The following is a 23,012-nucleotide window of genomic DNA, read 5'->3' as shown; positions in this document are numbered from 1 at the left end:
TGGATAAACCTGTGGAAATTGTGGATACCTGCGGGTAGCTTCAGGTAGCCAGGATGGGCGCCCGGTCCGACTGCGATAGGTCCCGCCCGGGCGGGCAGGTGGCGGTTACGCTGGTCGCGTGGTGCAGGTGTGCTCCCAGTGCGGCACGCGGTGGAATGTGCACGAGCGGCCGCGCGTCTGGTGTCCCCGCTGCCGCGGTGCCTTGCTAGCGCCGCTGCCAGCGGCAGGCCCCCGATGGGCCACACCGGCGGGTACGCAGCCACCGGCGCCCCCGCTCCGCGATCCCGCGCCGCGGCTGCCGCCGGGTTATCGATGGATAGCGGTGCGGCCCGGCCCACCGCCACCGTCCCGCCCGCGCCGGCGACCCCGCGGACCCACCCCGCGTTACACCGTCATGCCGCGCTGGGGTCTGGCCGACCGCGTCAACCAGCCGGTGGGGGAGCACACACCGCCGGTGCCCCGGGCGCCGGCGGCGGCGACGGTGCGCACCACGCTGTTCGCCACCGTATTGGTGCTCGCCGTCGCGGCCCTGGTGTATCTGGTGCGCTACGTGTTGTTGATCATCAACCGCAACACCCTGCTGAATCCGCTGGTCGCCGGGACTGCCGTCTGGCTGGGTGTGGTTGCCAGCCTGGCGGCGGCGGTGGCGGTGATCGCCTGCGCCGTGGTGCTCACCCGATGGTTGATCGCCCGGCGCGCGACGGCGTTCGCCCATTACGGTCTCCCGGAACCGCGTTCCCACTGGGCGCTGTGGGTCGGTTGCGTGGTGCCCCTGGTGAATCTGCTGTGGGCTCCGGTGTACGTCATCGAGCTGGCGACCCTGGAAGGTCACTACTCGCGGTTGCGAAAGCCGATCCTGTTGTGGTGGCTGGTGTGGGTCGCCAGCGCGGCGGTATCGATCGTTGCGACCGCCACCAGCCCGACTCGAAACGCTCAGGGCATCGGGAACAATACCGTGACGACCGCGCTCGCCTATCTGCTGGCCGCCGCCGTCGTGGCCGCGGTCGGCAGGGTGTTCGAGGGGTTCGAGCGCAAACCGGTTGAGCGGCCCGCGCATCGCTGGGTCGTGGTCCCCGCGGACCTGGTGCCGAGACCGGCCGCACCGGGTGGGCCGGCGGGCCAGGAGCCGGCAGCATAATAGTGGTTATGGAGGCGGCCGGGAGGGTGTTGGCCGAGCATCCTTTTGTGGTCGCTCATCGCGGGGCCTCTGCCGATCGGCCGGAACACACGCTTGCGGCGTATGACCTCGCCCTGAAAGAAGGCGCCGACGGCGTGGAATGTGACGTGCGGCTGACCCGCGACGGCCACCTGGTGTGCGTGCATGACCGGCGTCTGGACCGCACCTCATCCGGGGCGGGGTTGGTCAGCACCATGACGCTGGCCCAGTTGCGCGAACTGGAGTACGGGGCCTGGCATGCCAGCTGGCGTCCCGACGGCACCCATGGCGACACCGGCCTTTTGACGCTGGATGCTTTGGTGTCACTCGTTCTGGATTGGCGGCGGCCGGTGAAAGTCTTTATCGAAACCAAGCATCCGGTCCGGTACGGGGCGCTGGTGGAAAGCAAGGTGCTGGCCCTGCTGCACCGCTTCGGTATCGCCGCTCCGCCCTCGGCCGACCATTCGCGGGCCGTGGTGATGTCGTTTTCGGCGGCGGCGGTATGGCGGGTGCGCCGCGCCGCGCCGCTGCTGCCCACGGTGCTGCTCGGCAGGGTGGCCCGCTACCTGGTCAGCGGGGCGGCCAGCGCGGTCGGCGCCACCGCGGTGGGCTTGCCGGTCACGGCACTGCGCGAGTACCCGAACCTTGCGGATCGGGTAGCCGCCCAGGGACGGGCACTGTACTGCTGGAACGTCGATGAGTTCGACGACGTCACCTTGTGCCGCGACGCCGGCGTGGCCTGGCTGGCCACGCATCACCCTCGCCGCACCAAGGCTTGGTTACAGCAAGGTTTGACCGGCACCGGCGGCGGGGGCTGACCGCCAACACCGGCCCCGGGCATTCCGAAACCGGGTTTCCTGAAATGCCGGTTGACGGTCCGCCGGCGAGCGGTCAGCGCAGCCCAGCCAGATGCCCGCCCAGCAGCACATAACCGACAAACGCCACGGTGTCGATGACCCCGTGCGCGATCACCAACGGCCACAGCCGACCGGTGCGGCGCCAGACATAGCCGAACACCAGACCCATGGCGATATTGCCCAGGCAGGCGCCGAAGCCCTGGTAGGCGTGGTAGCTGCCGCGCAGCAGGCTGGAGCAGCCCAGCGCGGTGGCGGGGCCGGCACCCAGCTGTCGCAGGCGGGTGAGCAGGTAGCCCACTACGATGATCTCTTCAGCCCAGCCGTTGGCGAACGCGGTGGCAACCAACACCGGCACCCGCCACCAGGTATCCTCCGGACCGGCCGGGATGACGCTGGCGTTGACCCCCAGCATCCGCGCCGCATGATAAAGCCCCAGCCCGGGCAGGCCGATCGCCGCGGCCAGCCCGATGCCGCCGACCAGATCCGGGCGCCAGCGAAACCGCCCCAGGCCGATGCGCGCGGGGCCTATTCCGCTGCGCCACAACAGGTACAGACCGAGCCCACCCCATGCGGTCAGGCGCGCGACGAACGCCAGGTTGAGTCCCAAGTCGATCAGGCTGAAATACGACAGCCGGGGGTTAAGCGGGATCCGTTGCGCGCTTAGGTTACGCAAGACCGCGTCGATCAACTGCAACACCGCGGTGACGGCGTTGACGCCGAACGTGACGCCTAACACCACCGCGATCTCGATGCCCAGCACGCGCTTCGGCATCAAATCGGGGCCGGGTGGTGCGGTCACCCCGACACGGTAACCGCACCGTAGCCGGCTGGTCAGCACCGGCGGGCACGGAGTCCGTTCGCGAACGCGCACCCCAGCAGCATCCGGATAGCCTGGCCCAGCCCTGTGACGTCGTCGACCGGATGACGGAAAGGCAGCCGCACATCGCGGTCGCCGCCGTCACCCTCGACGCGTAATCCCAACCCGTAGCGGTCGAGAGCCAGTGGCCGCACCCGTCCGCGCCGGAGCGGCGCGGGCAGCGTGGCGGCGAGCCGCGCGATCACCTCTGGATGGGCGGTGTCCAGATGGCGAAGCAAGCACGCTTCCAGCCGGCAGAACGGGTCGGGTCGGGCCGCCAGCAGGTCGGTGACGGCGAGCGACTCGGCCCCCGAGGCATCGGTCACCACCAAAGACTCGACCGTCAACCCCAGCAGGGTATGGCTGGCGTCACGGTCACCAGCGGGCGTTTCACCGCGCAGCGGCGCCGGGTCGGGGTCTTCGGCGGCGATCAGTTCGAGGATGGCGGGCACCGCGGGCAAGGGGATTCGGCGAAGATGGCCGCGGACCCACACCAGCGAGCGCACCGGCTCACGCAGGGGTAGCGGCGCGTAGTCGACCACCTCCAGCACCGCCTGCGTTCCGGCGGTTCCGATACTCGCCGCCGTCGCGCGGTCAGCCGGGATGACGACGGCGAAGGATCCGTCGCTTAGCAACTGCGGTCGGGGTGTGCTGAGCGGATCGGCGCGCTGGATGCCGAGCAGCGCGCCGTCGGCCCGTGCGCAAATGCTCCGAACCCGCTCGCCGGCCGTCGGCGCGGGGGCGCAAGCAGACATGGTACCTCCTTTAGGTAAGGCTAACTTAATATAGCTGACGGGACGGCACGCGGTCGGTGGCCCGGTTAGTGTTTAGGGCGTGGCCCGCGTCACGTATCTCGGTCCCGCAGGGACATTTACCGAAGCGGCGCTGCTGCGGATGGCGACCACCGGCCTGATTCCCGAAGTGAGCCCGGAGGCCCTGCGGCCGTTGCCGATCGACAGCACCCCGGCCGCCCTGGATGCAGTCCGCAACGGCAGCGCCGATTTCGCCTGCGTGCCGATCGAGAACTCGATCGACGGGTCGGTGGCACCCACGTTGGACAGCTTGGCCATCGGATCGCCGCTGCAGGTCTTCGCCGAGATCACGCTCGACGTCGCGTTTAGCATCGTCGTCAAACCCGGCCGCAGCGTTGCCGAGGTACGCACCGTGGCGGCATTCCCGGTGGCGGCGGCGCAGGTGCGGCAGTGGCTGGCCACGCACCTGCCTGCCGTCGAGCTGCGCCCGGCCTCCTCCAACGGCGACGCCGCACAGCAAGTCGCCGACGGGCGGGTCGACGCCGCGGTGAGCTCGAAGCTGGCCGCCGACAGGTTCGGGCTGGCGTCGCTTGCCGACGGTGTGGTCGATGAACCCAACGCCCGAACCCGGTTCGTCCTGGTCGGCCGGCCGGGTCCGCCGCCGGTCCGGACCGGAGCCGACCGGACGTCGGTGGTGTTGCGTATCGACAACGTGCCCGGGGCCCTGCTGGCCGCGCTCACCGAGTTCGGCATGCGAGGCATCGACCTGACCCGGATCGAGTCCCGGCCCACCCGCACCGAGCTGGGCAGCTACATGTTCTTCCTGGACTGTGTCGGCCACATCGACGACGACGCCGTCGCCGAGGCGCTCAAGGCGCTGTACCGCCGCTGCGAAGACGTGCGGTATCTGGGCTCCTGGCCGACGGGAGTGCCAGCCGGCGCGGGGCCGCCGCCCTCGGAGCAGGCATCACGCTGGCTGGCCGGGCTACGGCGGGGAAAGCCCGACCCGCCTCGAGGGTCGAAGCGATGAGCGGCCGGTTGGTGTTGCTGCGGCACGCCCAGTCCTACGGCAACGTCGAGCGGAGATTGGACACCGTCCCGCCCGGGGCGGAATTGACGCCGTTGGGTCATGAGCAAGCCCGGACGTTTGCCCGCGCGCATTCCCGAAGGACCGCGCTGGTGGCCCATTCGGTGGCCGTCCGGGCCGCGCAGACGGCGGCGGTGATCAGCGCGGAGCTCGACGTCCCGGCCCGGGAGATCGTCGGCATTCATGAAGTGCAGGTCGGGGAGCTGGAAAATCGCAACGACGAGGAGGCGGTCGCCGAGTTCAACGCTATCTACCGCCGCTGGCATCATGGTGAACTCGATGTGCCGCTGCCCGGGGGAGAAACCGGAGCCCAGGTGCTCAACCGCTATTTGCCGGTGCTCACCGACCTGCGCCGGTGCCACCTGGAGAACCCCGACTTTACCGGCGATCTCGTCGTGATCAGCCATGGCGCGGCGATCCGGCTGGCGGCCGCGGCGTTGGCCGGCATGGACGGGCGTTTCGTGCTGGACCACCATCTCGGTAATGCCCAGGCCGTGGTGCTGGCCCCGAGCACCGATGGACGCTGGAATTGCCTGCGATGGGGCGAGTTGACGCCGCCGTTTCCTTCTCGGCCCGAGGCCACCCCGGTGCTGGGGGTCGCGCGGTGCGATGCCCATCGGGTTGACTGAGGCGGGTTGAGCCCGGCGACGGCGGGGCCGGGCAGCCGCCCAGGGTGCAGCCGGACCGGTCGAGGAGGAGTCGAGGAGGAGTCGAGGAGGTTCAGCCCCAGACCGCGGGCGTCGTGTCGGCGCAGCCGCAGCCGACCGCCTCACAGTCGATACTGAAGGTGTGCGGGGTCAGCCGGGGGTTGGCGCAGCCATCGTCGGTGCACTCCGGGCCGCGTAGAAGATGGCGGATGAGTGTGCCGTGGCAGTGATCCACACCGGCCCGGCAGTCGCGGCAGCTGTTGCCCATGGGCCGTTCTTAGCATCCGACGCGGACAACTCGGGGATGCCGCGCCGGCCGGGGTTAGGCCCAGCCCAATTCCCGCAACCGGGCATCGTCGATGCCGAAGTGGTGGGCGACTTCGTGGATCACCGTGACCGCCACCTCCTCGACCAACTCGTCCTCAGAGTCGCAGGTTTCCAGCAACGCCTCACGGTAGATGGTGATGGTATCCGGCAGGGTCCCGGCGTAGGTGCAGCCGCGTTCGGTGAGCGCGACGCCTTCGTAGAGTCCGAGCAGGCCGGGCTCCTCGGGGTGGCGGTCGGCGACCAGAACGACGACGTTGTCCATGACGACCGCCAGCTCGTGTGGGATGAGGTCGAGGGCGTCGGAAACCAGCTCGTCGAATCGTTGCCGGTCCATCCGCACGGCCACGGGCTACGCCCCCGGTGGCGGCGCGATGGGCTCGGGGGGCGGCGCCGGAGGTTCCGGAGGCGGTGGGGGTGCTTCCGCGCCCGGCGGGGCCGGCGGCTCGGCACCGAGTGGAGGTGCCCCGGGAGCGGGCGGCGACGGTACCGGCGCCGCGGGCTGCTGACGAAGGTGCTGATTACCCGGGCGTTGGCCGGTCGACGACGCGGTGTTGCCCTGGTTGACGGGCAGGGGAATCGGTGGTGGATTCAGCCGCTCCGCGGGGATCTCCGGCGGCGGGACGGGTGGCTGACCGTTGATCAGCAGCGGACCCTTTGCGCTGTTGACCAGCGTGGCCCACCCGCCGTTGCCGAGCGTCGCCCCGATGCTGCAGGTGACTTCGCGGCTGCCCGCCGACCAGCTGGGCGGCGTGATGGTGTTGTAAATCAGCGTCAGCGTGGTGCTGCGCAATTGCACCGGTGCCAGGTAGGCGTCGGTCAGCCGGGTGCAGGCCTCTTTGATGACAGCGTCTTGATCGGGTTCGGGGGGTGCGCCGTTGGGAAATTTCCCGGCGAGGTTCACACTGCCGGTGACTTCCATGGCGTGTGGTCCCGCGCAGTCGGTCGGGACGTCGGTCGGTTGGTTGGTGGCCGGGTCGATGCCCAGGCAGGTGCCGGCCGGCCAGACCTTGGACTGGTCGAGTTCGGCGACCTTGCCCTTGAAGGCGAGCTGTTGGTTGTTGGGGCCGGCTAACTGCAGGCCGCAGAGCACCCGGCGATCTCCCGACTGACGCCAGGCCCGGTCTCCGGACCATAGCATGCTGATGCTGAACTTGCTGTTGGGGTCGTATCGGGAGCCGAGGTAGTGGCGCACGGCCGCCTCGCACTGCTCCTGGCTGAGCTGTTGGATCCGAGCGGCAGACGGTGGGGCGGCGTCGGGCCCGTATTCCGAGCCCGGGAAGGTGCGCATGTCGATTGATTCGGCAACCTCGAAGCGGTGCTCGTCGCGGCAGTTCACGATGCCGGCCGACTCCGGCATGTTCTGCGGCCACATCAGGCAGTCACCGGCGGTGGCGCGGTTGAAGGCGGCGTTACTGTTCGTGCCGGTGCTGGGTACCGGATCGGGGACAAGGTAGCCGACCAGCCGCCCGGGACCCCGCTCGCCGACCGGAATCACGGTAACGACGCCGGCGATGAGCAGGCCGCCCAGCGCGGTCAGCAGCAGCGTGCGCCTGATCGCCACCGGCCGCGGGGTGCGCAACCACCGGAAACCCGCCGGCGGCTCCGGTGCCTCGCCGACGGGTGACGGATCCTGCTCGGGTGAGTTCGACATCCGCTCCATTCTGACAGGCTTCACGAGCAATCGGAAAACCTCGCCGGGCGCCATGAGCCGGGGAGAGTCGCGAGCGCGGCCGCCGGCTCGGCCGATGCGCACCACGCCGGTGACTCCCCGGCCGCTACCGTGCCGCACACAATGTTGGTTAGTGGGTTGGTCAGCGGTTGGTCAGCGGCGAGCGCCGGCGACGGTGCGGGCAATCCGTGGCAATGCGCGCTGCCATCCGGGGTTGACTTCTTCGGACGTTGTCGCGAGGTTTGGGTGAGGTATCTCGGTGCCGCCCGCTGACCACCGAGACGTTCGTCCCGGTGGGCGACAGTAGGGTTCTGGTCGTGATCGACCTCAAGCTGCTCCGTGAAGACCCCGAGGCGGTGCGCCGTTCGCAGATCAGCCGGGGCGAGGACCCGCAGCTGGTGGACGAGTTGCTGGCGGCCGACGCCGCGCGCCGGGCCGCGATTTCGGCGGTCGATTCGCTGCGCGCCGAGCAGAAGGCCGCCAGCAAGAAGGTGGGTGCCGCATCCGACCGCGAGCGCCCGGAACTGCTGCGACGGGCCAGGGAACTCGCGGAGCAGGTCCGGGCTGCCGAGGCCAAGCTGGCCGACGCCGAAACGGCCTTCACGGCCGCGCACCTGGCGATCTCCAACGTCATCCTCAACGGGGTGCCCGCCGGAGGGGAAGACGACTACCGGGTTCTCGACATCGTCGGGACACCGGGCGAGTTCGACAACCCTCGCGACCATGTGGAGCTCGGGGAGAGCCTGGGTCTGATCGACATGCAGCGCGGGGCCAAGGTGTCCGGCTCGCGGTTTTACTTCCTAACCGGCCGGGGAGCGTTGTTGCAGCTGGGCTTGCTGCAGCTGGCCATGCGGCTGGCCGTCGACAACGGCTTCATCCCGATGATCCCGCCGGTGCTGGTGCGCCCGGAGGTGATGTCGGGCACCGGGTTTCTGGGCGCACACGCCGAGGAGGTGTATCGCGTGGAAGCCGACGACCTTTACCTGGTGGGCACCTCCGAGGTGCCGCTGGCCGGTTACCACGCCGACGAGATCCTCGACCTTTCCGGCGGGCCGTTGCGCTACGTGGGCTGGTCATCGTGTTTTCGCCGGGAGGCCGGCAGCTACGGCAAAGACACCCGCGGGATAATCCGGGTGCACCAGTTCGACAAGGTGGAGGCGTTCGTGTACTGCACACCCGAGGTCGCCGAAGCCGAGCACGAGCGGTTGCTGGGCTGGCAGCAGCAGATGCTGGCCCGCATCGAGGTGCCGTATCGGGTAATCGACGTGGCCGCGGGCGACCTGGGTTCGGCGGCGGCACGCAAGCTGGACTGCGAGGCATGGCTGCCATCGCAGGGCACCTATCGGGAGCTGACGTCGACGTCGAATTGCACCACGTTTCAGGCACGACGGCTGGCCACCCGCTACCGCGACGCCGGCGGAAAGCCGCAGATCGCTGCGACACTGAACGGCACCCTGGCCACCACCCGCTGGCTGGTCGCGATCCTGGAGAACCATCAGCGTCCCGACGGCAGTGTGCGCGTCCCCGACGCGCTGGTTCCGTTCGTCGGGGTCGAGCTGCTGGAACCGGTGCGCTAACGCTAACTTCGGGCTAACTCGGCTCAGGGCGGCGCTGGGGTGAACACCGGGCTGCCTTCAGCGCCGTGAGCACCGCAGCTGATGACCGCGCGCCGTGAGACAGTGACCGGTGTCCAGATTCCACTGCCACCCATGCAGGTTACAGGTCAATGTGTTGCCTTCCACCACACCGAATTTCGACAGGTCTGCTTTCAGATGAGGGCAGCGGCGCGGTATTTGCCAACCGCCCAGTGTGATCGACGCGGTGTCATCATGGGCTTCAGCGAACCAGCCATCGGCGTAGGCGATCCGTTCGTCGGTCAGGCATTTGAAAAAGGTGTACAGGTATTCGTTGTAGCCGCCGATCCGCCAGGCTCTAAACCGGGTGGACAGGAAGATGGTGTTGACCCAGTCGGGTTCGTGGTCCCGCAGCACGGTGCGCACCAACTCCGCTGGTATGGCAAAGCCGTAACGGAATTTCTCGTTGGGGATCGGTTCGCGCACAACACGTTTAGAGAAGTCCAACACAACGGTCTCTTGATGGCCTCCGGCGTCGAGCACCAGTTCGACGGGATAGCCGACACCATCGCAGATTTCGTCGCTTTGCGCCATGAGAGGTTCGAACAGCGCGCGCAGCGGCTCCAGCAGCGAATCCCCACCCGCGGGTGCCCAGCCGGCCTTTTCGGCTGCCAGCACGGGCGCCATCCGGGCCGCGTAGTCGGCGATATAGGCCGCTTTGCCACCGGTGAAGATGGCTTGGATGGCGTCGTCGGCAAGCGGGTGGCTCAGCGAGTTCAACTGCGAGCCGGTGAACTCTGCGGTCGAGCCGGGGATCATCAGCAGCCCATGGTGATGCCCGTGTGCCCGCAGCTGCTCCAGGAAGACCATCTGGTCGGGGAAAATGTTGCTGGGATCGCCGTGGTCGTCGTTGAGGTCACGCAGCTCGGGATCCAAAAAGCACGGCGGTCCGGCGGAGGGCACCACCCAGCTGGCGTCCACCTGCGTGATGTACTGTCGGGCCCGGTCCATCTGGCGCTGGCGTTTCTGGATGCCGAACGCCTGCTTGGCGCGTGCCGGCATGTCGTAGACCATCGGATACCAGATCGCCCCGGAATACTGCAGCATGTGCACGTCGACATGCCCGAACTGCGAGCCCAGCACCTCGAGGTCCACCGGCCGGGAGTCGTTCATGTTGAACACGACGGTCTCGCCGTCGGAGACCGCCAGCGCCGAGTCGCCGATCGGGCCGTCGGCGGGTGCCCGCAGCGCGATGATCATCACGTCGAGGTCGCCGTTGGGCCCGCTGACCCGGTGTTTGACCGAATCGGTGGTCTCGAAGAAACGCCGAAACCCCAACCCCTCCAGTTCACGGCGCAGGTCGGGCAGCGGATAGTCCGGCAGCAGCACCACCGCGTCCTTGTTGACGTGCTCGCTTAAGAGCTTGGCGTCGAAATGGTCCCGGTGCAGATGCGAGATGTACAGATAATCGCAGTGCCCGAGGGTGTCCCAGTCCAGTGTGCTGTTGTCGGGGAACGGGAACCATGACCCGAAGTAGGCCGGGTTCACCCAGGGGTCACACAGGATAGTGCCGGCGTGGGTCTCGATCCGGAAGCCGGCGTGACCGATGCTGGTGATCCGCACTGGTGCCCTTCCCCAACCGCTGAGGTGTCGCTCCGAGCTTAGCGGCCCGACGCTGCTGCGTGACCGCCGCCGGCGCCACCACCCACAGGATCCGGGGGCGATAGGGACGCATCGTTGTGTTGTGTTGTTGACGTACGTGAATTCAGCTCATGGTGACCAGGGCGCAGCCCATGGCGATGCTCATCGCGATCATCTGCAGGTCGGCGCTGCGCGGCGCCGGCAACGGCGCAGCACTTCGCGGGGCCGGCGGCGAGCCGAGCCGGTCGGCGAGGAACACGATGTAACCGGCCAGAAACACCACCAGCAGGACCGCGAACAGCGGCAGTTGTGCGACACCCCCGGTGCCCATGGCGCCCGGCATGCCCGGCATGCCCGGCATGCCCGGCATGGCCGGCATAGCCCGGGTGGCGAAACCCATATAGACCATCGCCCCGGCCTGCACCGAGTGCGGCGGGTAGTGGCCGGCAACGTGCACCGACAGGCCGTAGCGGGCATACTCGCGCACACTTCGGGCAAAAAACCACACCATCGCGGCGGCGAACACCAGGGCCCAGGTCGTGTTGGGAAGGATGGCGAGTGAAGGCAGGAACATGTCGGCCATCGCGATGCCCATCAGCAGATCCGCCAGATCCACGTCGCAGTGCACGGCGTGGCGGCGCAGCGCCGCGGTGGCCAGCCGCCCGGCGGCAAATAGCGACGTCGCCAGCATGAGCGCGGCGACCGCGGCGTCGTACCAGAAGGGCGCGCTCATCGCTGATGCGCCGTCGGCCGCCGGCCGCTGCCGGGACCGGGGGCCCCGGCCGCCGGCGAGAGTTCATCGGCCGGGGGGGCGCAGGTGCGAAACGGCCAGTAAACGGCGACCAGCAATGCCAGCAACGGGCCGGAGTTCGGGTCGGTGCCCTGGCCCGTCAGCACACCGCCGAAACCTTCTCCCACGACCCAGATCACACCGGTCACGAGCATGGCGGTGGCCAGCACCACGCGGGTCGGCGGTGCCGGCAGGAACACGGCCACGGCGATGCCCGCGAAGACGATCGCCAGGAGCACCGCGGCGGGGCCGCCGTGACCGGCGAGGACCCGGCCGGCAGCCTGCTGCAGGCGCGCCAGCCAGGACGGTTGACCGGCGGCCATGGAGGTGATCACGTCATGCAACCCCTGGGCGCTGCGGTTGGCCGGCTGCAGCGCCAAATACGCCGCGGAGCCCCACAGCAGCGTCCAGAGCGCTCGCGCCGCCGCCGGCCCGACGGACCGGGAGGCCAAAAACGACCAAGATCTTCCGGAAGGTTGCGCATCGTTCGAGGTTGGCCAGAGAGCACGGCCAGCACCGCATAGAGGATCACCGCCCCGGGCGCGCCGGAAACAGGAGTGGCCGATCCGGTGAACACCCCGCCGAAACCCTCACCCAGCCACCAGACCGCCGCCGACCAGACGATCGACGCGGCCAAAGCCGGTTTGACGGTGCTCCGATACGCGATACCCAGCCCGAGCGCGAGCTGAACCATCGCGAACAGGGCGTTGGTGACGCCGGGATGACCGGCGACGATGCCCGCGGCCCAGGTGATGGGGTCGGCGATCACGCGGGGGTTGCCCTGGGCGGCACCGGCAAGGGCCTGCTTTCCGAACGCCGGCGTGAACATGTACGGCTGGCACTGCAAAAACCCGTCGAGCACCCAGAAGGCGGCCAAGACCAGTCGCGCCCGGCGGGCAGCATCCTGAAGCGTTTGCGGTGTCGCGGCAACGGCGGCCGCCGACACACTACTCACACCCGTCACACCCGCTCACAGCCCGGCGCCTCACGGCGTTTATGCCTAGCAGATGAGCGCAACACCGGTCGAGACCCTACGCGGGTACGGTTGGGGCGCCTGAAGGGCTCAGCCGGGCACCTCTCGCACTACGCTGAACACCGTGGAACCGGTGTACGGGACTGTCATCCGGCTGGCACGCTTGGTGTGGCGAATGCAGGGTCTGACGTTCACGATCACCGGGGTGGAGAACCTGCCGACCGACGGCGGAGCGGTCGTCGCGATCAATCACACCAGCTACTTCGACTTCACCTTCGCCGGATTGCCCGCCTACCGGCAGGGCCTCGGACGCAAGGTGCGGTTCATGGCCAAACAAGACGTGTTCGACCATAAGATCACCGGGCCGCTGATGCGCGCAATGGGCCACATCCCGGTGGATCGGGGTCACGGCGCGGCGGCGTTCGAGAAGGCCGTTGAGCTGCTCAAGGCCGGGGAACTGGTGGGCGTCTATCCGGAGGCGACGATCAGCCGCAGCTTCGAGATCAAAGAACTCAAATCCGGTGCCGCCCGGATGGCGCTCGCGGCCGGGGTTCCGATCGTGCCGCACATCGTGTGGGGCGCTCAGCGGATCTGGACCAAAGACCACCCGAAGAACCTGGTTCGCCCGAAGGTGCCGATCGCGGTCGCGGTGGGGGAGCCGATCGAACCGACGCTGCCGGCGCCGGAGCTCACCACGCTTTTACATTCCCGGATGCAGCATTTGCTGGAGCGGGTGCAGGAAGCCTACGGGCCGCATCCTGCCGGTGAGTTCTGGGTGCCGCGCCGGCTTTCCGGCGGCGCCCCGTCGCCGGCTGAGGCCGCACGCCTGGATGCCCAGGAGGCGGCCGCACGGGCGGCCCGCCGCGCCGCACGGGCGGCCCCTCCCGGCGCACCGGCATAAACCCCACCGGCATAAACCGGGAGGCGGCCGGTGTTGCGCGTCTCGAAATCATGGCCGAGGGGCTGTCAGCGGCGCCGGCGACCTCCAGGTAACAGGATGCCGGTCACCGTTGCGGCGGGCGCCTCATTGCCCGTGCGCGGTAACATTGACCAGGTCACTGTCGATTTGCGCGCAAAGATGACGACGTTGCTGGACCGGGTGCGGGAGCGGTGTCCCACCGTCGAGGGTGGGGACCGGGTGCGGCGCCGACGGGCTGGCGGTGCGCCGGCGTCAAGTGCGACTGTAAGCGCGGTGGCACGGATGGATGCCGAGGAGTTGGCAGCGAGGGTGACCCCCACGTGGCCCGACAGGCCGGCTCCGGGTGGGTGAGACGAAGGGGGTAGTGGGCATGGCTGAACCCGTCTTTCGTGTGCTGGAATTCCTCGGCAAAGCCGCCGTCGCGGTCACCGGAACCCGGATCACCTTCATCGGCGAGGAGCACATTCCGGAGCGTGGCGGGGCGGTGGTCGCCATGAACCACACCAGCTATGTGGACTGGCTGCCGGCGGCCTACGCAGCGGTCAATCGCGGCCGCCGGCTGCGGTTTCTGATCAAGGCCGAACTGCAGCAGGTGCCGCTCGTCAACTTTGTGATAAAACATGCCGGGCTGATCCCGGTGGATCGCAGCGCCGGAGCTGATGCCTACGTGCTTGCGGTACAACGCCTGCGGGAGGGCGAACTGATCGGCGTGCATCCGGAGTCGACAATCAGCCGCAGTTTCGAACTGCGGGAGTTCAAAAGCGGCGCGGCCCGAATGGCCCACGACGCCGATGTGCCCATTATCCCGCTGATTGTCTGGGGAACTCAGCGAATTTGGACAAAAGATCATCCAAAAGCATTGGGGAGAAATAAAATTCCAGTAATCGTAAACATCGGCGAGCCGATACCTGCCGCCGACACCGTCGAGCACACGCACAGCGCGCTACGCCAGGCGATGACCGTGCTGTTGCACGAGACGCAGGAGAGCTACCCGCATCCCAAGGGGGCATATTGGGTGCCGCGCCGGCTGGGCGGCAGTGCCCCGACCCTCGAGGAGGCGGCGGCACTGGAAGCCGCCGAGCGCGCCGAGCGGGCGCGCCACCCGGCCGGACCCAGTAAGACCGCACGCAAGTGGGTGGAACAACACGGTAAGCGGAAGGAGTTGTTTTCCCGGCCCCGGCCGGTGGTGAACGCCAAACACGACGACGCCGGCGCCGAGCGGCGCGCGCTTACCCGCTCTCACCCCGCAGATCGGTCGAAGTGGATCGCCTGAAAACGCTGGCCGGCGGCACGGGCCGCTCACCGGGGCAGCGGTGGCGTCCGATGCGCAGCCGGACAAGGAGCCCAAAACCCGCGAGAACTCACGGGTCGCTCGAAGCCGCGGGCCACCTGGCGATCATCCGGCGGCCATCCAGCGGCTAGGACACCGGGAACAGCACAACAGCAGGAGCAGTGAACATGGCGGAGCCCTTTTTTCGCATGATGGAGATCATCGTCCCGCCGATAGTCGCGGCCAATGGAATCAAGATCAACTTCGAGGGCCTGGAGAATATCCCCGAGCGGGGCGGCGCCGTGATCGCGCTCAACCATACCAGCTATGTGGATTGGCTCCCGGCGTCTCTGGCCGCGTACCGACGGCGACGGCGGCTCCGGTTTCTGATCAAGGCGGAGATGCAAGAGGTGCGTCCGGTCAATTACGTGATCAAGCACATCAAGCTCATTCCGGTGGACCGCAACGCCGGGGGCGCGGCGTATGCGGCCGCGGTGCAGCGGCTGAAGCAAGGCGAGCTGGTCGGACTGCACCCGGAGGCCACCATCAGCCGCAGCTTCGAACTCCGGCCGTTTAAGACCGGGGCGGCGCGGATGGCGCTGGACGCTCAGGTTCCCATTGTTCCGTTGATTGTGTGGGGGGCACAGCGGATCTGGGGCAAAGACCACCCGAAGAACCTGTTCCGCGCCAACGTTCCGATCAGCGTCGTGGCCGGCAGGCCGCTGCCGCCCACGGGTGATCCCGAGCAACTCAACGCAACGCTGCGTCAACGGATGAATTCGTTGCTGTACCGGGTCCAGGAGGAGTATCCGCATCCCCCGGGGGCGCACTGGGTGCCGCGACGACTGGGCGGCAGCGCACCGACCCCGGATGAGTCCAAGGCGCTGCGCGCGGCGGAATTGCTCGAGCGCGCGCACAACCGGGGCAAGGCCGGCCGGTGATGCCGGTGCCGATACGGCTCGTCGTGACGACCCCGGCTGGCGGCGCGTCCGGGAACAGTCGATGACGCTGCCCGCACTCATCGCCTGTGACGTGGACGGCACTTTGCTCAACGACGATGAGAGCATCACTCCGCGCACCCATCACGCCATCCACGCCGCCGTCGCCGCCGGTGCGCGGTTCGTCCTTGCCACCGGGCGGCCACCGCGATGGGTGCGTCCGGTCATCGACGCGCTGGGGTTCACGCCGATGGCGGTGTGCGCCAACGGGGCAGTCATCTACGATCCCGCGCTCGACCGGGTGGTGTCGGTGCGGACGCTGGACGTGGACACCCTGGCCGAGTTGGCGGAGGTCGCTACCCGGGTGATCCCGGGGGCGGGGCTTGCGGTCGAGCGAGTCGGCGGCAGCGCGCACGACACCGCCACGCCGCAGTTCGTCAGCTCACCGGGCTACGAACACGCGTGGCTGAACCCCGATAACACCGAGGTGTCGATGGCGGACCTGCTCAGCGCACCCGCGGTCAAGTTGCTGATCCGCAAGGCCGGTGCCCGCAGCGCGGAGATGGCCGCGGAACTGGCCAAGCACATCGGTATCGAGGGCGATATCACCTTTTCCACCGACAACGGGCTGGTGGAGATCGTGCCGCTGGGCGTCAGCAAGGCGACCGGTGTCGCGGAGATCGCCCGGCCGCTGGGGATCACCGACGACGACGTGGTGGCGTTCGGCGATATGCCCAACGACGTGCCGCTGTTGCTGCAGGCCGGCCACGGCGTGGCCATGGGCAACGCGCATCCCGACGCGATCGCCGCGGCCGACGAGGTCACCGCCCCCAACACCGACGACGGGGTGGCTCGGGTGCTGGAACGCTGGTGGCTGTGAGGTCTCCCCTGCCGATGGTGCGTGCCGGATGGCCGGGGCAAAGCGGTCGGTGGGTAGTGGTCAGCCGATCGGGGGTGAGAACCGTTCGAGCTGCACCGGCGGACCGCTCGGCGACGGCGGTGGCAATTCCTGTGCGACTCCGTCCATGACGCGCGTCACCGTGCCGTCGAGCCGGTTGAAGTTCAAGGTGCCGTGCTGGAAGTTCTGCTTTACCCACTGGGGCTCTTGGATCTCCCCACTGGTCGGCAACCCGAGCGCACCACGCTCATAACCCAGCAAGGCCCAGGCGCTGTAGATCGCGCCGGTGACCGGCTGGGCACCGGTCTCGGGCGACCAGTACATCGCGCCCTTGTCGAAGGTGACGTAGCGCGCCGAGCCGGCAGCCACAGACTCCGGGGACGTCGGCGAGCCCAGCACGCTGTTCGGGCCTCCCATCGCCTGCCATCGCTGGTAAATGGCGCCCCCCTGCAGTGCGGCAGCCAGCTCCTCGGCACCGAGTGGATAATGGAAATGCGCTGCAATATCACGGATTTCATCCATGAGCGAGTAGGCGGCGTTGCCTGGGCAGTCGGTATTGCCGACGTCACGATGACTGAAAACAACGGGCAGGGTGATCGTCGCTCCGGCCGATACTTTGGTGAAGGAGCCACCGGCGGAGGTCAGCGTCACGCTGCCCTTGGGGTCGACGCCGTCAATCCCCAGCCGCCAGCCGAGCAGCCGGCCGACGGTGCGAAGCTGGATCGGTGTCGGGGGAGCGTCGTCGAAATCGCCGATCATGGCCACGCCCCAGGTGTCACGGTTGAATCCACCGGTGTGCGATCCTTCGACAGCCTTGGTGATCCCGCCGGCCCGTCCCTCGAACACCTGACCGTATTTGTCGACCAAGGCGTTATACGCGATGTCGCACCAGCCCAGGGTCTTGGTGTGGTAGGCGTAGATGGACTGCACGATCGCCGCCGATTCCTGTGGGGAGTAGTCATTTCCGCCGGCGGTGTGGTGGATTACGGCAGCTCGAATAGTGTTGCTGTACTGTGGATTTGCGCATCGTATCGATTCGTCGGCACCCCATTGCGCGCGGCTGATGACCGGCGGGGGCTGGCCCGGCGCCACAACCGCCGTCGGTGGCGTCCATTGGGTGTCGACCGGGGCCCGCGGCGGGGAGATGAGGACCGCGGAGATGTTCTGCGCGAAGGGCTCTTCGGCCGTTGCGGGGCGGTATCCCAGGTCAAAGTCGGCCACCGCCCCCGGTATCGGCTCGTGGGTGGCTGGCTGTGTCACCGACGCACCCTGCGGACGGCTGACGGCGATCTGCACGGTAGTGGTGGTACCGACGAATACCGGATCGGTGCCGTGCGGAACGCCTGTCGTTCCGTCGTGCCCCGCGGCTGACGTTTCGGCTTTATACCAGGGACCCCAGGAGCCGTCGGCGCGTTTGGCACGCACCCGCGCAGACGTGCCGGTGAGGTCTGAGCCGGTCAACGCGACCATGGAAAACGGCGTGCGCTGGGTTATTTCTCGAACCGTGACCCCACCGGCCAGGCCGATTAAGGGCTGCTGGCTGAGCCGGGTGGCCGGGGCCGGCTGATTACGGGTCGCAGGTGTCGGACCGGTCGCCCAGATCACCACGATGAAAGTCGCCACAACGGCGGTAAGCACAGTCGTCGGCACAGCGCGGCGTGACGGCACGAGGCGATGGTACGTATGTGATCATTGTTATAACAGTTATGACACGGTTTTTATGTGAAGAAAGTAAATACAATGACCGACGTATGTCGACGGCACCGCAGGGCCTCATACCGAGGGATCGGGTCGACTCTGCGGTGCCGTCAGGGTGAACGTTTCTCCGCTCAGCTGGCCGGGGCCGGCGCCGCGGCCGATGCCGCCGCAGCCGGGCCGGCATTGTGGACGGCTTGCATGATCGACGGCATCACCACGCCCTTGATCAGGTCGATGGCCTGACTGGCGCCCAATTGGTTGGCGGTGTTCATAAAGTCGCTGATGATCCCGCCCGACTGGGCCGGTGCCGGCGCAGCGCCCAACGATGGGTCACCGAGAATCGGGTAGGTACCCCCGGCTCCCGGGTCCAATCCGACCGGCGTGCTGATCGGTACCTCGTTGGGGCTGGTGAGCCCGGGCGCGATCGCGCCAGGACCGGTTAGCGACGGATCCACACCCGCCGGATTGGTGAGCCCGGGTGCCAGGGATGGGGCGGTCAGGCCGGGGGTCGTCGCGCCGGGGTTGGTCAGGCCGGGGGTCGTCGCTCCGGGGGCGGTCAGGCCGGGGGTCGTCGCGCCGGGGTTGGTCAGCGCCGGGTTGGTCAGCGACGGATCCGTCACCGGGCCGACCGTCGAGGGCCCCGTGGTGCCGGGTGTGGTCAGGCCCGGACTGGTCAGGCCCGGAGTGAGTCCGGGGCTCGTCAGTCCGGGGGTGGTCAGGCCCGGGGTGCCTACGGGTGTCACACCCGTCGGCGACAGCCCCGAGTTTGTACCCGTGAGGCTCGGAACGGGCGGCAGGTTGATCCCGAACTGGGACAAACCCTGCGATAATGCAGTCATCAACTCATTGGGCAGGTCGCTCGCCACCGCGGCCGGCACGAACTCATGGTGCTCACGCTGCGTGCCCGCCAATGATTCGTAAACAAGGAAGTAGGCACAAGGACTCGCGATGGCCAGCGCGGCAGCCGCGCTCAGGGCTGTTGAGAGCTTGCGTCGGCGTCGGTTCGGCACGGAAGTCTCCTCAATCTGGACTTGGTGTTAACGCGGGCCGTCCTGCCGGTGCGGCAGGACCTGACCCTACGAAGTCGATGGTACTGGCGTGACTAATGAGACTGATGATGCTATACAGAATTGTGAGGCAATTGCGACCTTTGGTCGACGGGTGCTGGGTGCGCCGTCAACCAGGCTGAGCGCGCCGGGTCGGATACCCTAGGCAACCGATGACCGCTCGCTTCGACCTGTTCGTCGTCGGCGCCGGATTTTTTGGCCTGACGATCGCCGAGCGTGTTGCCACACAGCTGGATAAACGTGTCCTGATCATCGAGAAGCGCCCCCACATCGGCGGCAACGCCTACTCGGAGATTGAGCCGCAGACCGGCATCGAAGTCCACAAATACGGTGCGCACCTCTTTCACACCTCCAATCGCCGGGTGTGGGATTACGTGCGGCAGTTCACCGATTTCACCGGCTACCAGCACCGGGTGTACGCGATGCACAACGGGCAGGCCTACCAGTTTCCGATGGGTTTGGGGCTGGTATGCCAGTTTTTCGGCAAGTATTTCAGTCCCGCCGAGGCACGCCGGCTGATCGCCGAGCAGGCCGCGGAGATCAACACCGCCGAGGCGCGAAACCTCGAGGAGAAGGCGATCTCACTGATCGGCCGACCGCTGTATGAGGCGTTCGTCAAGGGCTACACCGCGAAGCAGTGGCAGACGGACCCCAAAGAGCTGCCGGCATCCAACATCACCCGGCTGCCGGTGCGCTACACCTTCGATAACCGCTACTTCAACGACACCTATGAGGGTCTGCCGGTCCACGGCTACACCGCGTGGTGCCAGAGCATGGTCGCCGACGAGCGCATCGAGGTCTGGCTCAACACCGATTGGTTCGATGTCCGTGAGGAACTACGTGCGGCCAATCCCGCAGCCCCCGTCGTCTATACCGGCCCGCTGGACCGCTACTTCAACTATGCCGAGGGCCGCCTGGGCTGGCGCACCCTGGACTTCGAAGTTGAGGTGCTGCCGATCGAGGACTTCCAGGGCACTCCGGTGATGAACTACAGCGACTTGGACGTGCCGTACACACGCATCCACGAGTTTCGCCACTTCCATCCCGAACGCGACTATCCGAGGGACAAGACGGTGATCATGAAGGAATACTCGCGGTTCGCGGGTGACGATGATGAGCCGTACTATCCGATCAACACCGAGGCGGATCGCGCGTTGTTGGCCGCTTACCGGGCCCGCGCGAGATCCGAGACCGCGTCATCGGGGGTTTTGTTCGGCGGACGGCTGGGCAGCTATCAATATCTGGACATGCACATGGCCATCGCCAGCGCGCTCAATATGTTCGAGAACGTCCTCGCGCCGCACCTGCGCGATGGCGCGGCCCTCGAGGAGCGGCCGGTTCTCCCCCGCGAGCGGGAGGTGCCCCCACCTCAGGCCGCTGCGCGCCCGGCAGCGTCACCGCGGCTCAACAACGGGGCTGTCGATGGGTAGTGCGGCCGTGAGTTTGCTGGCGCGGGTGATCCTGCCGCGTCCCGGCGAACCGCTCGACGTGCGCAAACTGTACCTGGAGGAGTCGCTTACCAATCCCCGGCGCGCGCGTGCGGTAAGCCGTACGATGCTGCAGATCGCCGCCGAGTCCGAGGTGTCGTTCGCGACGTATTTCAACGCCTTCCCGGCCAGCTATTGGCGACGCTGGACGACGTTGACCTCGGTGGTGCTGCACGCCGAGTTGATCGGTTCCGGGCGAATCGATGTCTATCGGAGCAAGGCGACCGGCGCGCGCATCTTTGTCGAGGGCCGCGGATTCGCCGGCACGCCAACTCAGCCGGTGACGGTGGAGTTCGAGGTGGGACTGGAGCCGTTCGAGGACGGCGGCTGGATCTGGTTCGACATCACCACCGACAGCGAGGTGACGCTGTGCAGTGCCGGATGGTACGCCACCACACCGGCCCCGGGGACAGCCAACATCGCCGTCGGCATCCCGACGTTCAACCGGCCCGCCGACTGCGTCAATGCGTTGCGGGAGCTCACTTTAGATCCATTGGTGGACAAGGTTATTGGTGCAGTTATTGTACCAGATCAGGGTACCGCCAAGGTTCGTGATCACCCGGATTTCCCAGCGGCCGCGGCACCACTGGGCGATCGGCTGTCCATCCACGACCAGCCCAACTTAGGCGGTTCCGGCGGCTACAGCCGGGTGATGTACGAGGCGTTGAAAAATACTGATTGTCAACAGATCCTGTTCATGGACGACGACATCAGGATAGAGCCCGACTCGATTCTGCGGGTGCTGGCGATGCACCGCTTCGCCAAAACTCCGATTCTGGTGGGCGGGCAGATGCTCAATCTGCAGGAGCCGTCGCACCTGCACATCATGGGTGAGGTCGTGAACCGGGCGAACTTCATGTGGACCGCCGCGCCGCACACCGAATACGACCATGATTTCGCCAAGTATCCGTTGAATGACAACAACATTCGTAGTGCGCTACTGCACCGGCGCATCGACGTCGATTACAACGGGTGGTGGACATGCCTGATCCCGCGGCAGGTCGCCGAGGAACTGGGACAACCGTTGCCGTTGTTCATCAAATGGGACGACGCCGACTATGGCCTGCGCGCCGGCGAGCATGGCTACCCGACGGTCACCCTGCCCGGAGCCGCGATCTGGCACATGGCCTGGAGCGACAAGGACGACGCCATCGACTGGCAAGCCTATTTCCACCTGCGCAACCGGTTGGTGGTGGCCGCCATGCACTGGGACCGGCCGGTCACCGGCCTGATTCGCAGCCACCTGAAGGCAACGCTGAAACACCTTGCCTGCTTGGAGTATTCGACGGTGGCGATTCAGAACAAGGCCATCGATGATTTTCTGGCCGGGCCGGAGCACATCTTCTCGATCCTGAAGACGGCACTGCCGGAGGTGCACCGCATCCGCAAGGACTATCCGGACGCGATCGTGCTGCCCGCCGCCAGCGAGCTACCGCCGCCGTCGCAAAAAAACAAGCCGGTGAAACCTCCGGTGCACCCGTTGGCGGTCGGCTACCGGCTGGCTCGGGGGGCGCTGCACAACCTCACCAAGGCCGACCCGGCCCACCATCGGCGCCCCCAGCTCAACGTGCCCACCCAGGACGCTCGCTGGTTCAAGTTATGCACGCTCGACGGCGCGACCGTGACCACCGCGGACGGGCGCGGGGTGGTCTACCGTCAGCGTGACCGGGCCAGGATGTTCTCGCTGCTGTGGCAATCGCTGCGGCGGCAGCGCCAGCTGGCGTGCCGGTTCAACGAGATGCGCCGGAAGTACCGCGAGGCGTTGCCGGTGCTGTCCAGCCAGCAAAAATGGGAAACGGTGCTGCTGGCCGCGGACACTCAAGCAGACAACGAGCCAGACCATGGCTGAGCCGTTACGCGGCGAAGTCGCCGCATTGGTCGCCCTGCAGTCGGTGCTGGCCGGCCGTCCCGCGGTGCTGACCGCGGCGCGCGGGTTGTCGCACTTCGGCGAGCACAGCCTCGGCTGGTTGGCGGTGTCGCTGCTGGGTGCGCTGAGCCGGCCGCAACGGGCGCGCGTCTGGTTGGTTGCCGGTGCCGGCGCCCTCACCGCGCACGCTGCCGCCGTGCTGATCAAGCGCCTGGTGCGCCGCCAGCGGCCGCGGCATCCGGCGCTCGCGGTCAATGTCGACACGCCGAGTAGGCTGAGTTTCCCGTCGGCGCACGCCACCTCGACCACGGCCGCGGCCATGCTGCTGGCCCGCGCCACCGGAATACCGCTGCCCGTCGTGCTGGTGCCCCCGATGGCGTTGTCCCGGATGCTGTTGGGGGTGCACTATCCCAGCGACGTCGCCGGGGGTGTTGCGGTGGGCGCCGCGGTGGCGGCCCTCACGGCCCGGGTTGACGGGCGAGAGGGCGGCCGCGCGGCGCGCCGGTGCTCCGGCCTGCGGGGGAGCGCCGGGTGACAAC

The 23,012-nt window shown here is 67.6% G+C and carries 21 protein-coding genes and 2 pseudogenes; 12 read left to right on the top strand and 11 right to left on the bottom strand.

Going from position 1 to position 23,012, the window contains the following annotated elements:
- The first annotated feature begins 118 nt into the window (after nt 1-118).
- Complete coding sequence (locus tag QJR12_RS02520; protein ID WP_366526281.1) at nt 119-1,138, top strand: DUF4328 domain-containing protein; 1,020 nt, start codon at nt 119-121, stop codon at nt 1,136-1,138.
- Between the two features lie 8 nt (nt 1,139-1,146).
- A complete protein-coding gene (locus tag QJR12_RS02515) occupies nt 1,147-1,974 on the top strand; it encodes a glycerophosphodiester phosphodiesterase (protein WP_300575831.1) in 828 nt (275 codons plus the stop codon).
- A gap of 73 nt (nt 1,975-2,047) precedes the next feature.
- Here the strand turns inward: QJR12_RS02515 and QJR12_RS02510 are convergent, their stop codons facing one another.
- Both QJR12_RS02510 and QJR12_RS02505 read right to left on the bottom strand, forming a co-directional pair.
- Complete coding sequence (locus QJR12_RS02510; RefSeq protein WP_300576513.1) at nt 2,048-2,785, bottom strand: type II CAAX endopeptidase family protein; 738 nt, start codon at nt 2,783-2,785, stop codon at nt 2,048-2,050.
- Between the two features lie 59 nt (nt 2,786-2,844).
- The gene (locus tag QJR12_RS02505; protein WP_300575828.1) at nt 2,845-3,624 is read right to left on the bottom strand and encodes a DUF2470 domain-containing protein; all 780 of its coding nucleotides are present in this window, start codon (nt 3,622-3,624) and stop codon (nt 2,845-2,847) included.
- 79 nt (nt 3,625-3,703) lie between these two features.
- On the opposite strand from QJR12_RS02505, the gene pheA reads away from it, so the two are divergent.
- Together pheA and QJR12_RS02495 are read left to right on the top strand one after the other, a co-directional pair.
- The gene (gene pheA / locus QJR12_RS02500; protein ID WP_300575825.1) at nt 3,704-4,651 is read left to right on the top strand and encodes a prephenate dehydratase; all 948 of its coding nucleotides are present in this window, start codon (nt 3,704-3,706) and stop codon (nt 4,649-4,651) included.
- Complete coding sequence (locus tag QJR12_RS02495; RefSeq protein ID WP_300575822.1) at nt 4,648-5,337, top strand: histidine phosphatase family protein; 690 nt, start codon at nt 4,648-4,650, stop codon at nt 5,335-5,337. The genes pheA and QJR12_RS02495 overlap by 4 nt, the downstream gene beginning before the upstream one ends.
- Before the next feature lie 91 nt (nt 5,338-5,428).
- On the opposite strand, the gene QJR12_RS02490 is transcribed toward QJR12_RS02495, so the two are convergent.
- The 3 genes and pseudogenes from QJR12_RS02490 to QJR12_RS02480 all read right to left on the bottom strand — a co-directional run bounded on the left by QJR12_RS02490 (nt 5,429) and on the right by QJR12_RS02480 (nt 7,342).
- Nucleotides 5,429-5,623 (bottom strand): hypothetical protein, encoded by a 195-nt coding sequence (locus tag QJR12_RS02490; RefSeq protein ID WP_300575820.1) that lies wholly within the window; start codon nt 5,621-5,623, stop codon nt 5,429-5,431.
- A pseudogene (locus QJR12_RS02485) lies at nt 5,623-6,028 on the bottom strand (metallopeptidase family protein); the annotation flags it as partial. The pseudogene QJR12_RS02485 and the gene QJR12_RS02490, both read right to left, overlap by 1 nt.
- 3 nt (nt 6,029-6,031) lie before the next feature.
- On the bottom strand, nt 6,032-7,342 hold the full coding sequence (locus QJR12_RS02480) for a septum formation family protein (RefSeq protein WP_300575817.1): 1,311 nt from the start codon (nt 7,340-7,342) through the stop codon (nt 6,032-6,034).
- Between the two features lie 326 nt (nt 7,343-7,668).
- Between QJR12_RS02480 and serS the strand changes: the two genes are divergently transcribed.
- Entirely contained in the window at nt 7,669-8,928 is a 1,260-nt protein-coding gene (gene serS / locus QJR12_RS02475) for a serine--tRNA ligase (protein ID WP_300575814.1), read from the top strand.
- Between the two features lie 57 nt (nt 8,929-8,985).
- On the opposite strand, the gene QJR12_RS02470 is transcribed toward serS, so the two are convergent.
- From QJR12_RS02470 to QJR12_RS02455, 4 genes are all read right to left on the bottom strand, one after another.
- The gene (locus QJR12_RS02470; RefSeq protein ID WP_300575812.1) at nt 8,986-10,548 is read right to left on the bottom strand and encodes an MBL fold metallo-hydrolase; all 1,563 of its coding nucleotides are present in this window, start codon (nt 10,546-10,548) and stop codon (nt 8,986-8,988) included.
- A gap of 142 nt (nt 10,549-10,690) precedes the next feature.
- Entirely contained in the window at nt 10,691-11,299 is a 609-nt protein-coding gene (locus QJR12_RS02465) for a DUF5134 domain-containing protein (protein WP_300575809.1), read from the bottom strand.
- Complete coding sequence (locus QJR12_RS02460) at nt 11,296-11,691, bottom strand: hypothetical protein (protein WP_300575807.1); 396 nt, start codon at nt 11,689-11,691, stop codon at nt 11,296-11,298. Before QJR12_RS02460 ends, QJR12_RS02465 begins: the two co-directional genes overlap by 4 nt.
- Complete coding sequence (locus QJR12_RS02455; protein ID WP_300575804.1) at nt 11,688-12,311, bottom strand: hypothetical protein; 624 nt, start codon at nt 12,309-12,311, stop codon at nt 11,688-11,690. Before QJR12_RS02455 ends, QJR12_RS02460 begins: the two co-directional genes overlap by 4 nt.
- Before the next feature lie 142 nt (nt 12,312-12,453).
- Here QJR12_RS02455 and QJR12_RS02450 point away from each other — a divergent pair, with 142 nt between their 5' ends.
- From QJR12_RS02450 to QJR12_RS02435, 4 genes are all read left to right on the top strand, one after another.
- Nucleotides 12,454-13,230 carry a 1-acyl-sn-glycerol-3-phosphate acyltransferase gene (locus tag QJR12_RS02450; RefSeq protein WP_300575801.1) on the top strand — a complete coding sequence of 259 codons (777 nt, stop codon included), beginning with the start codon at nt 12,454-12,456 and terminating at the stop codon, nt 13,228-13,230.
- Nucleotides 13,231-13,618: 388 nt separating this feature from the next.
- Entirely contained in the window at nt 13,619-14,521 is a 903-nt protein-coding gene (locus tag QJR12_RS02445) for a lysophospholipid acyltransferase family protein (RefSeq protein ID WP_300575798.1), read from the top strand.
- Nucleotides 14,522-14,706: 185 nt separating this feature from the next.
- On the top strand, nt 14,707-15,459 hold the full coding sequence (locus tag QJR12_RS02440; RefSeq protein ID WP_300575795.1) for a lysophospholipid acyltransferase family protein: 753 nt from the start codon (nt 14,707-14,709) through the stop codon (nt 15,457-15,459).
- Between the two features lie 61 nt (nt 15,460-15,520).
- Nucleotides 15,521-16,336: an HAD family hydrolase gene (locus QJR12_RS02435; RefSeq protein WP_300575792.1), complete on the top strand. Its 816-nt coding sequence runs from the start codon at nt 15,521-15,523 to the stop codon at nt 16,334-16,336.
- 60 nt (nt 16,337-16,396) lie between these two features.
- Here the strand turns inward: QJR12_RS02435 and QJR12_RS02430 are convergent, their stop codons facing one another.
- Together QJR12_RS02430 and QJR12_RS02425 are read right to left on the bottom strand one after the other, a co-directional pair.
- Nucleotides 16,397-18,022 carry an N-acetylmuramoyl-L-alanine amidase gene (locus tag QJR12_RS02430; RefSeq protein ID WP_300575789.1) on the bottom strand — a complete coding sequence of 542 codons (1,626 nt, stop codon included), beginning with the start codon at nt 18,020-18,022 and terminating at the stop codon, nt 16,397-16,399.
- Between the two features lie 161 nt (nt 18,023-18,183).
- Nucleotides 18,184-19,062 (bottom strand): hypothetical protein, encoded by an 879-nt coding sequence (locus tag QJR12_RS02425; RefSeq protein ID WP_300575786.1) that lies wholly within the window; start codon nt 19,060-19,062, stop codon nt 18,184-18,186.
- A 209-nt stretch (nt 19,063-19,271) separates the two neighbouring features.
- On the opposite strand from QJR12_RS02425, the pseudogene glf reads away from it, so the two are divergent.
- The 3 genes and pseudogenes from glf to QJR12_RS02410 form a co-directional block, all read left to right on the top strand.
- A pseudogene (gene glf, locus QJR12_RS02420) lies at nt 19,272-20,435 on the top strand (UDP-galactopyranose mutase); the annotation flags it as partial.
- A 106-nt stretch (nt 20,436-20,541) separates the two neighbouring features.
- Nucleotides 20,542-22,455, top strand: a complete 1,914-nt coding sequence (locus tag QJR12_RS02415) for a glycosyltransferase (RefSeq protein ID WP_300575783.1) — start codon at nt 20,542-20,544, stop codon at nt 22,453-22,455.
- Nucleotides 22,448-23,008 carry a phosphatase PAP2 family protein gene (locus QJR12_RS02410; protein ID WP_300575780.1) on the top strand — a complete coding sequence of 187 codons (561 nt, stop codon included), beginning with the start codon at nt 22,448-22,450 and terminating at the stop codon, nt 23,006-23,008. Before QJR12_RS02415 ends, QJR12_RS02410 begins: the two co-directional genes overlap by 8 nt.
- Nucleotides 23,009-23,012: the final 4 nt, after the last annotated feature.

Source organism: Mycobacterium sp. (genome assembly GCF_029961025.1).
GTDB lineage: Bacteria > Actinomycetota > Actinomycetes > Mycobacteriales > Mycobacteriaceae > Mycobacterium.
This window is presented reverse-complemented; position numbering and strand designations above follow the sequence as displayed.

Bases quoted from the DNA above. Each gene is read 5' to 3' on its own strand.
- QJR12_RS02505 (WP_300575828.1), bottom strand. From the start codon at position 3,624: ATGTCTGCTTGCGCCCCCGCGCCGACGGCCGGCGAGCGGGTTCGGAGC.
- QJR12_RS02515 (WP_300575831.1), top strand. From the start codon at position 1,147: ATGGAGGCGGCCGGGAGGGTGTTGGCCGAGCATCCTTTTGTGGTCGCT.
- QJR12_RS02435 (WP_300575792.1), top strand. From the start codon at position 15,521: ATGACGCTGCCCGCACTCATCGCCTGTGACGTGGACGGCACTTTGCTC.
- QJR12_RS02410 (WP_300575780.1), top strand. From the start codon at position 22,448: ATGGCTGAGCCGTTACGCGGCGAAGTCGCCGCATTGGTCGCCCTGCAG.
- QJR12_RS02445 (WP_300575798.1), top strand. From the start codon at position 13,619: ATGGCTGAACCCGTCTTTCGTGTGCTGGAATTCCTCGGCAAAGCCGCC.
- QJR12_RS02465 (WP_300575809.1), bottom strand. From the start codon at position 11,299: ATGAGCGCGCCCTTCTGGTACGACGCCGCGGTCGCCGCGCTCATGCTG.
- QJR12_RS02495 (WP_300575822.1), top strand. From the start codon at position 4,648: ATGAGCGGCCGGTTGGTGTTGCTGCGGCACGCCCAGTCCTACGGCAAC.
- QJR12_RS02490 (WP_300575820.1), bottom strand. From the start codon at position 5,623: ATGGGCAACAGCTGCCGCGACTGCCGGGCCGGTGTGGATCACTGCCAC.
- QJR12_RS02415 (WP_300575783.1), top strand. From the start codon at position 20,542: ATGGGTAGTGCGGCCGTGAGTTTGCTGGCGCGGGTGATCCTGCCGCGT.
- QJR12_RS02480 (WP_300575817.1), bottom strand. From the start codon at position 7,342: ATGGAGCGGATGTCGAACTCACCCGAGCAGGATCCGTCACCCGTCGGC.
- QJR12_RS02440 (WP_300575795.1), top strand. From the start codon at position 14,707: ATGGCGGAGCCCTTTTTTCGCATGATGGAGATCATCGTCCCGCCGATA.
- QJR12_RS02510 (WP_300576513.1), bottom strand. From the start codon at position 2,785: ATGCCGAAGCGCGTGCTGGGCATCGAGATCGCGGTGGTGTTAGGCGTC.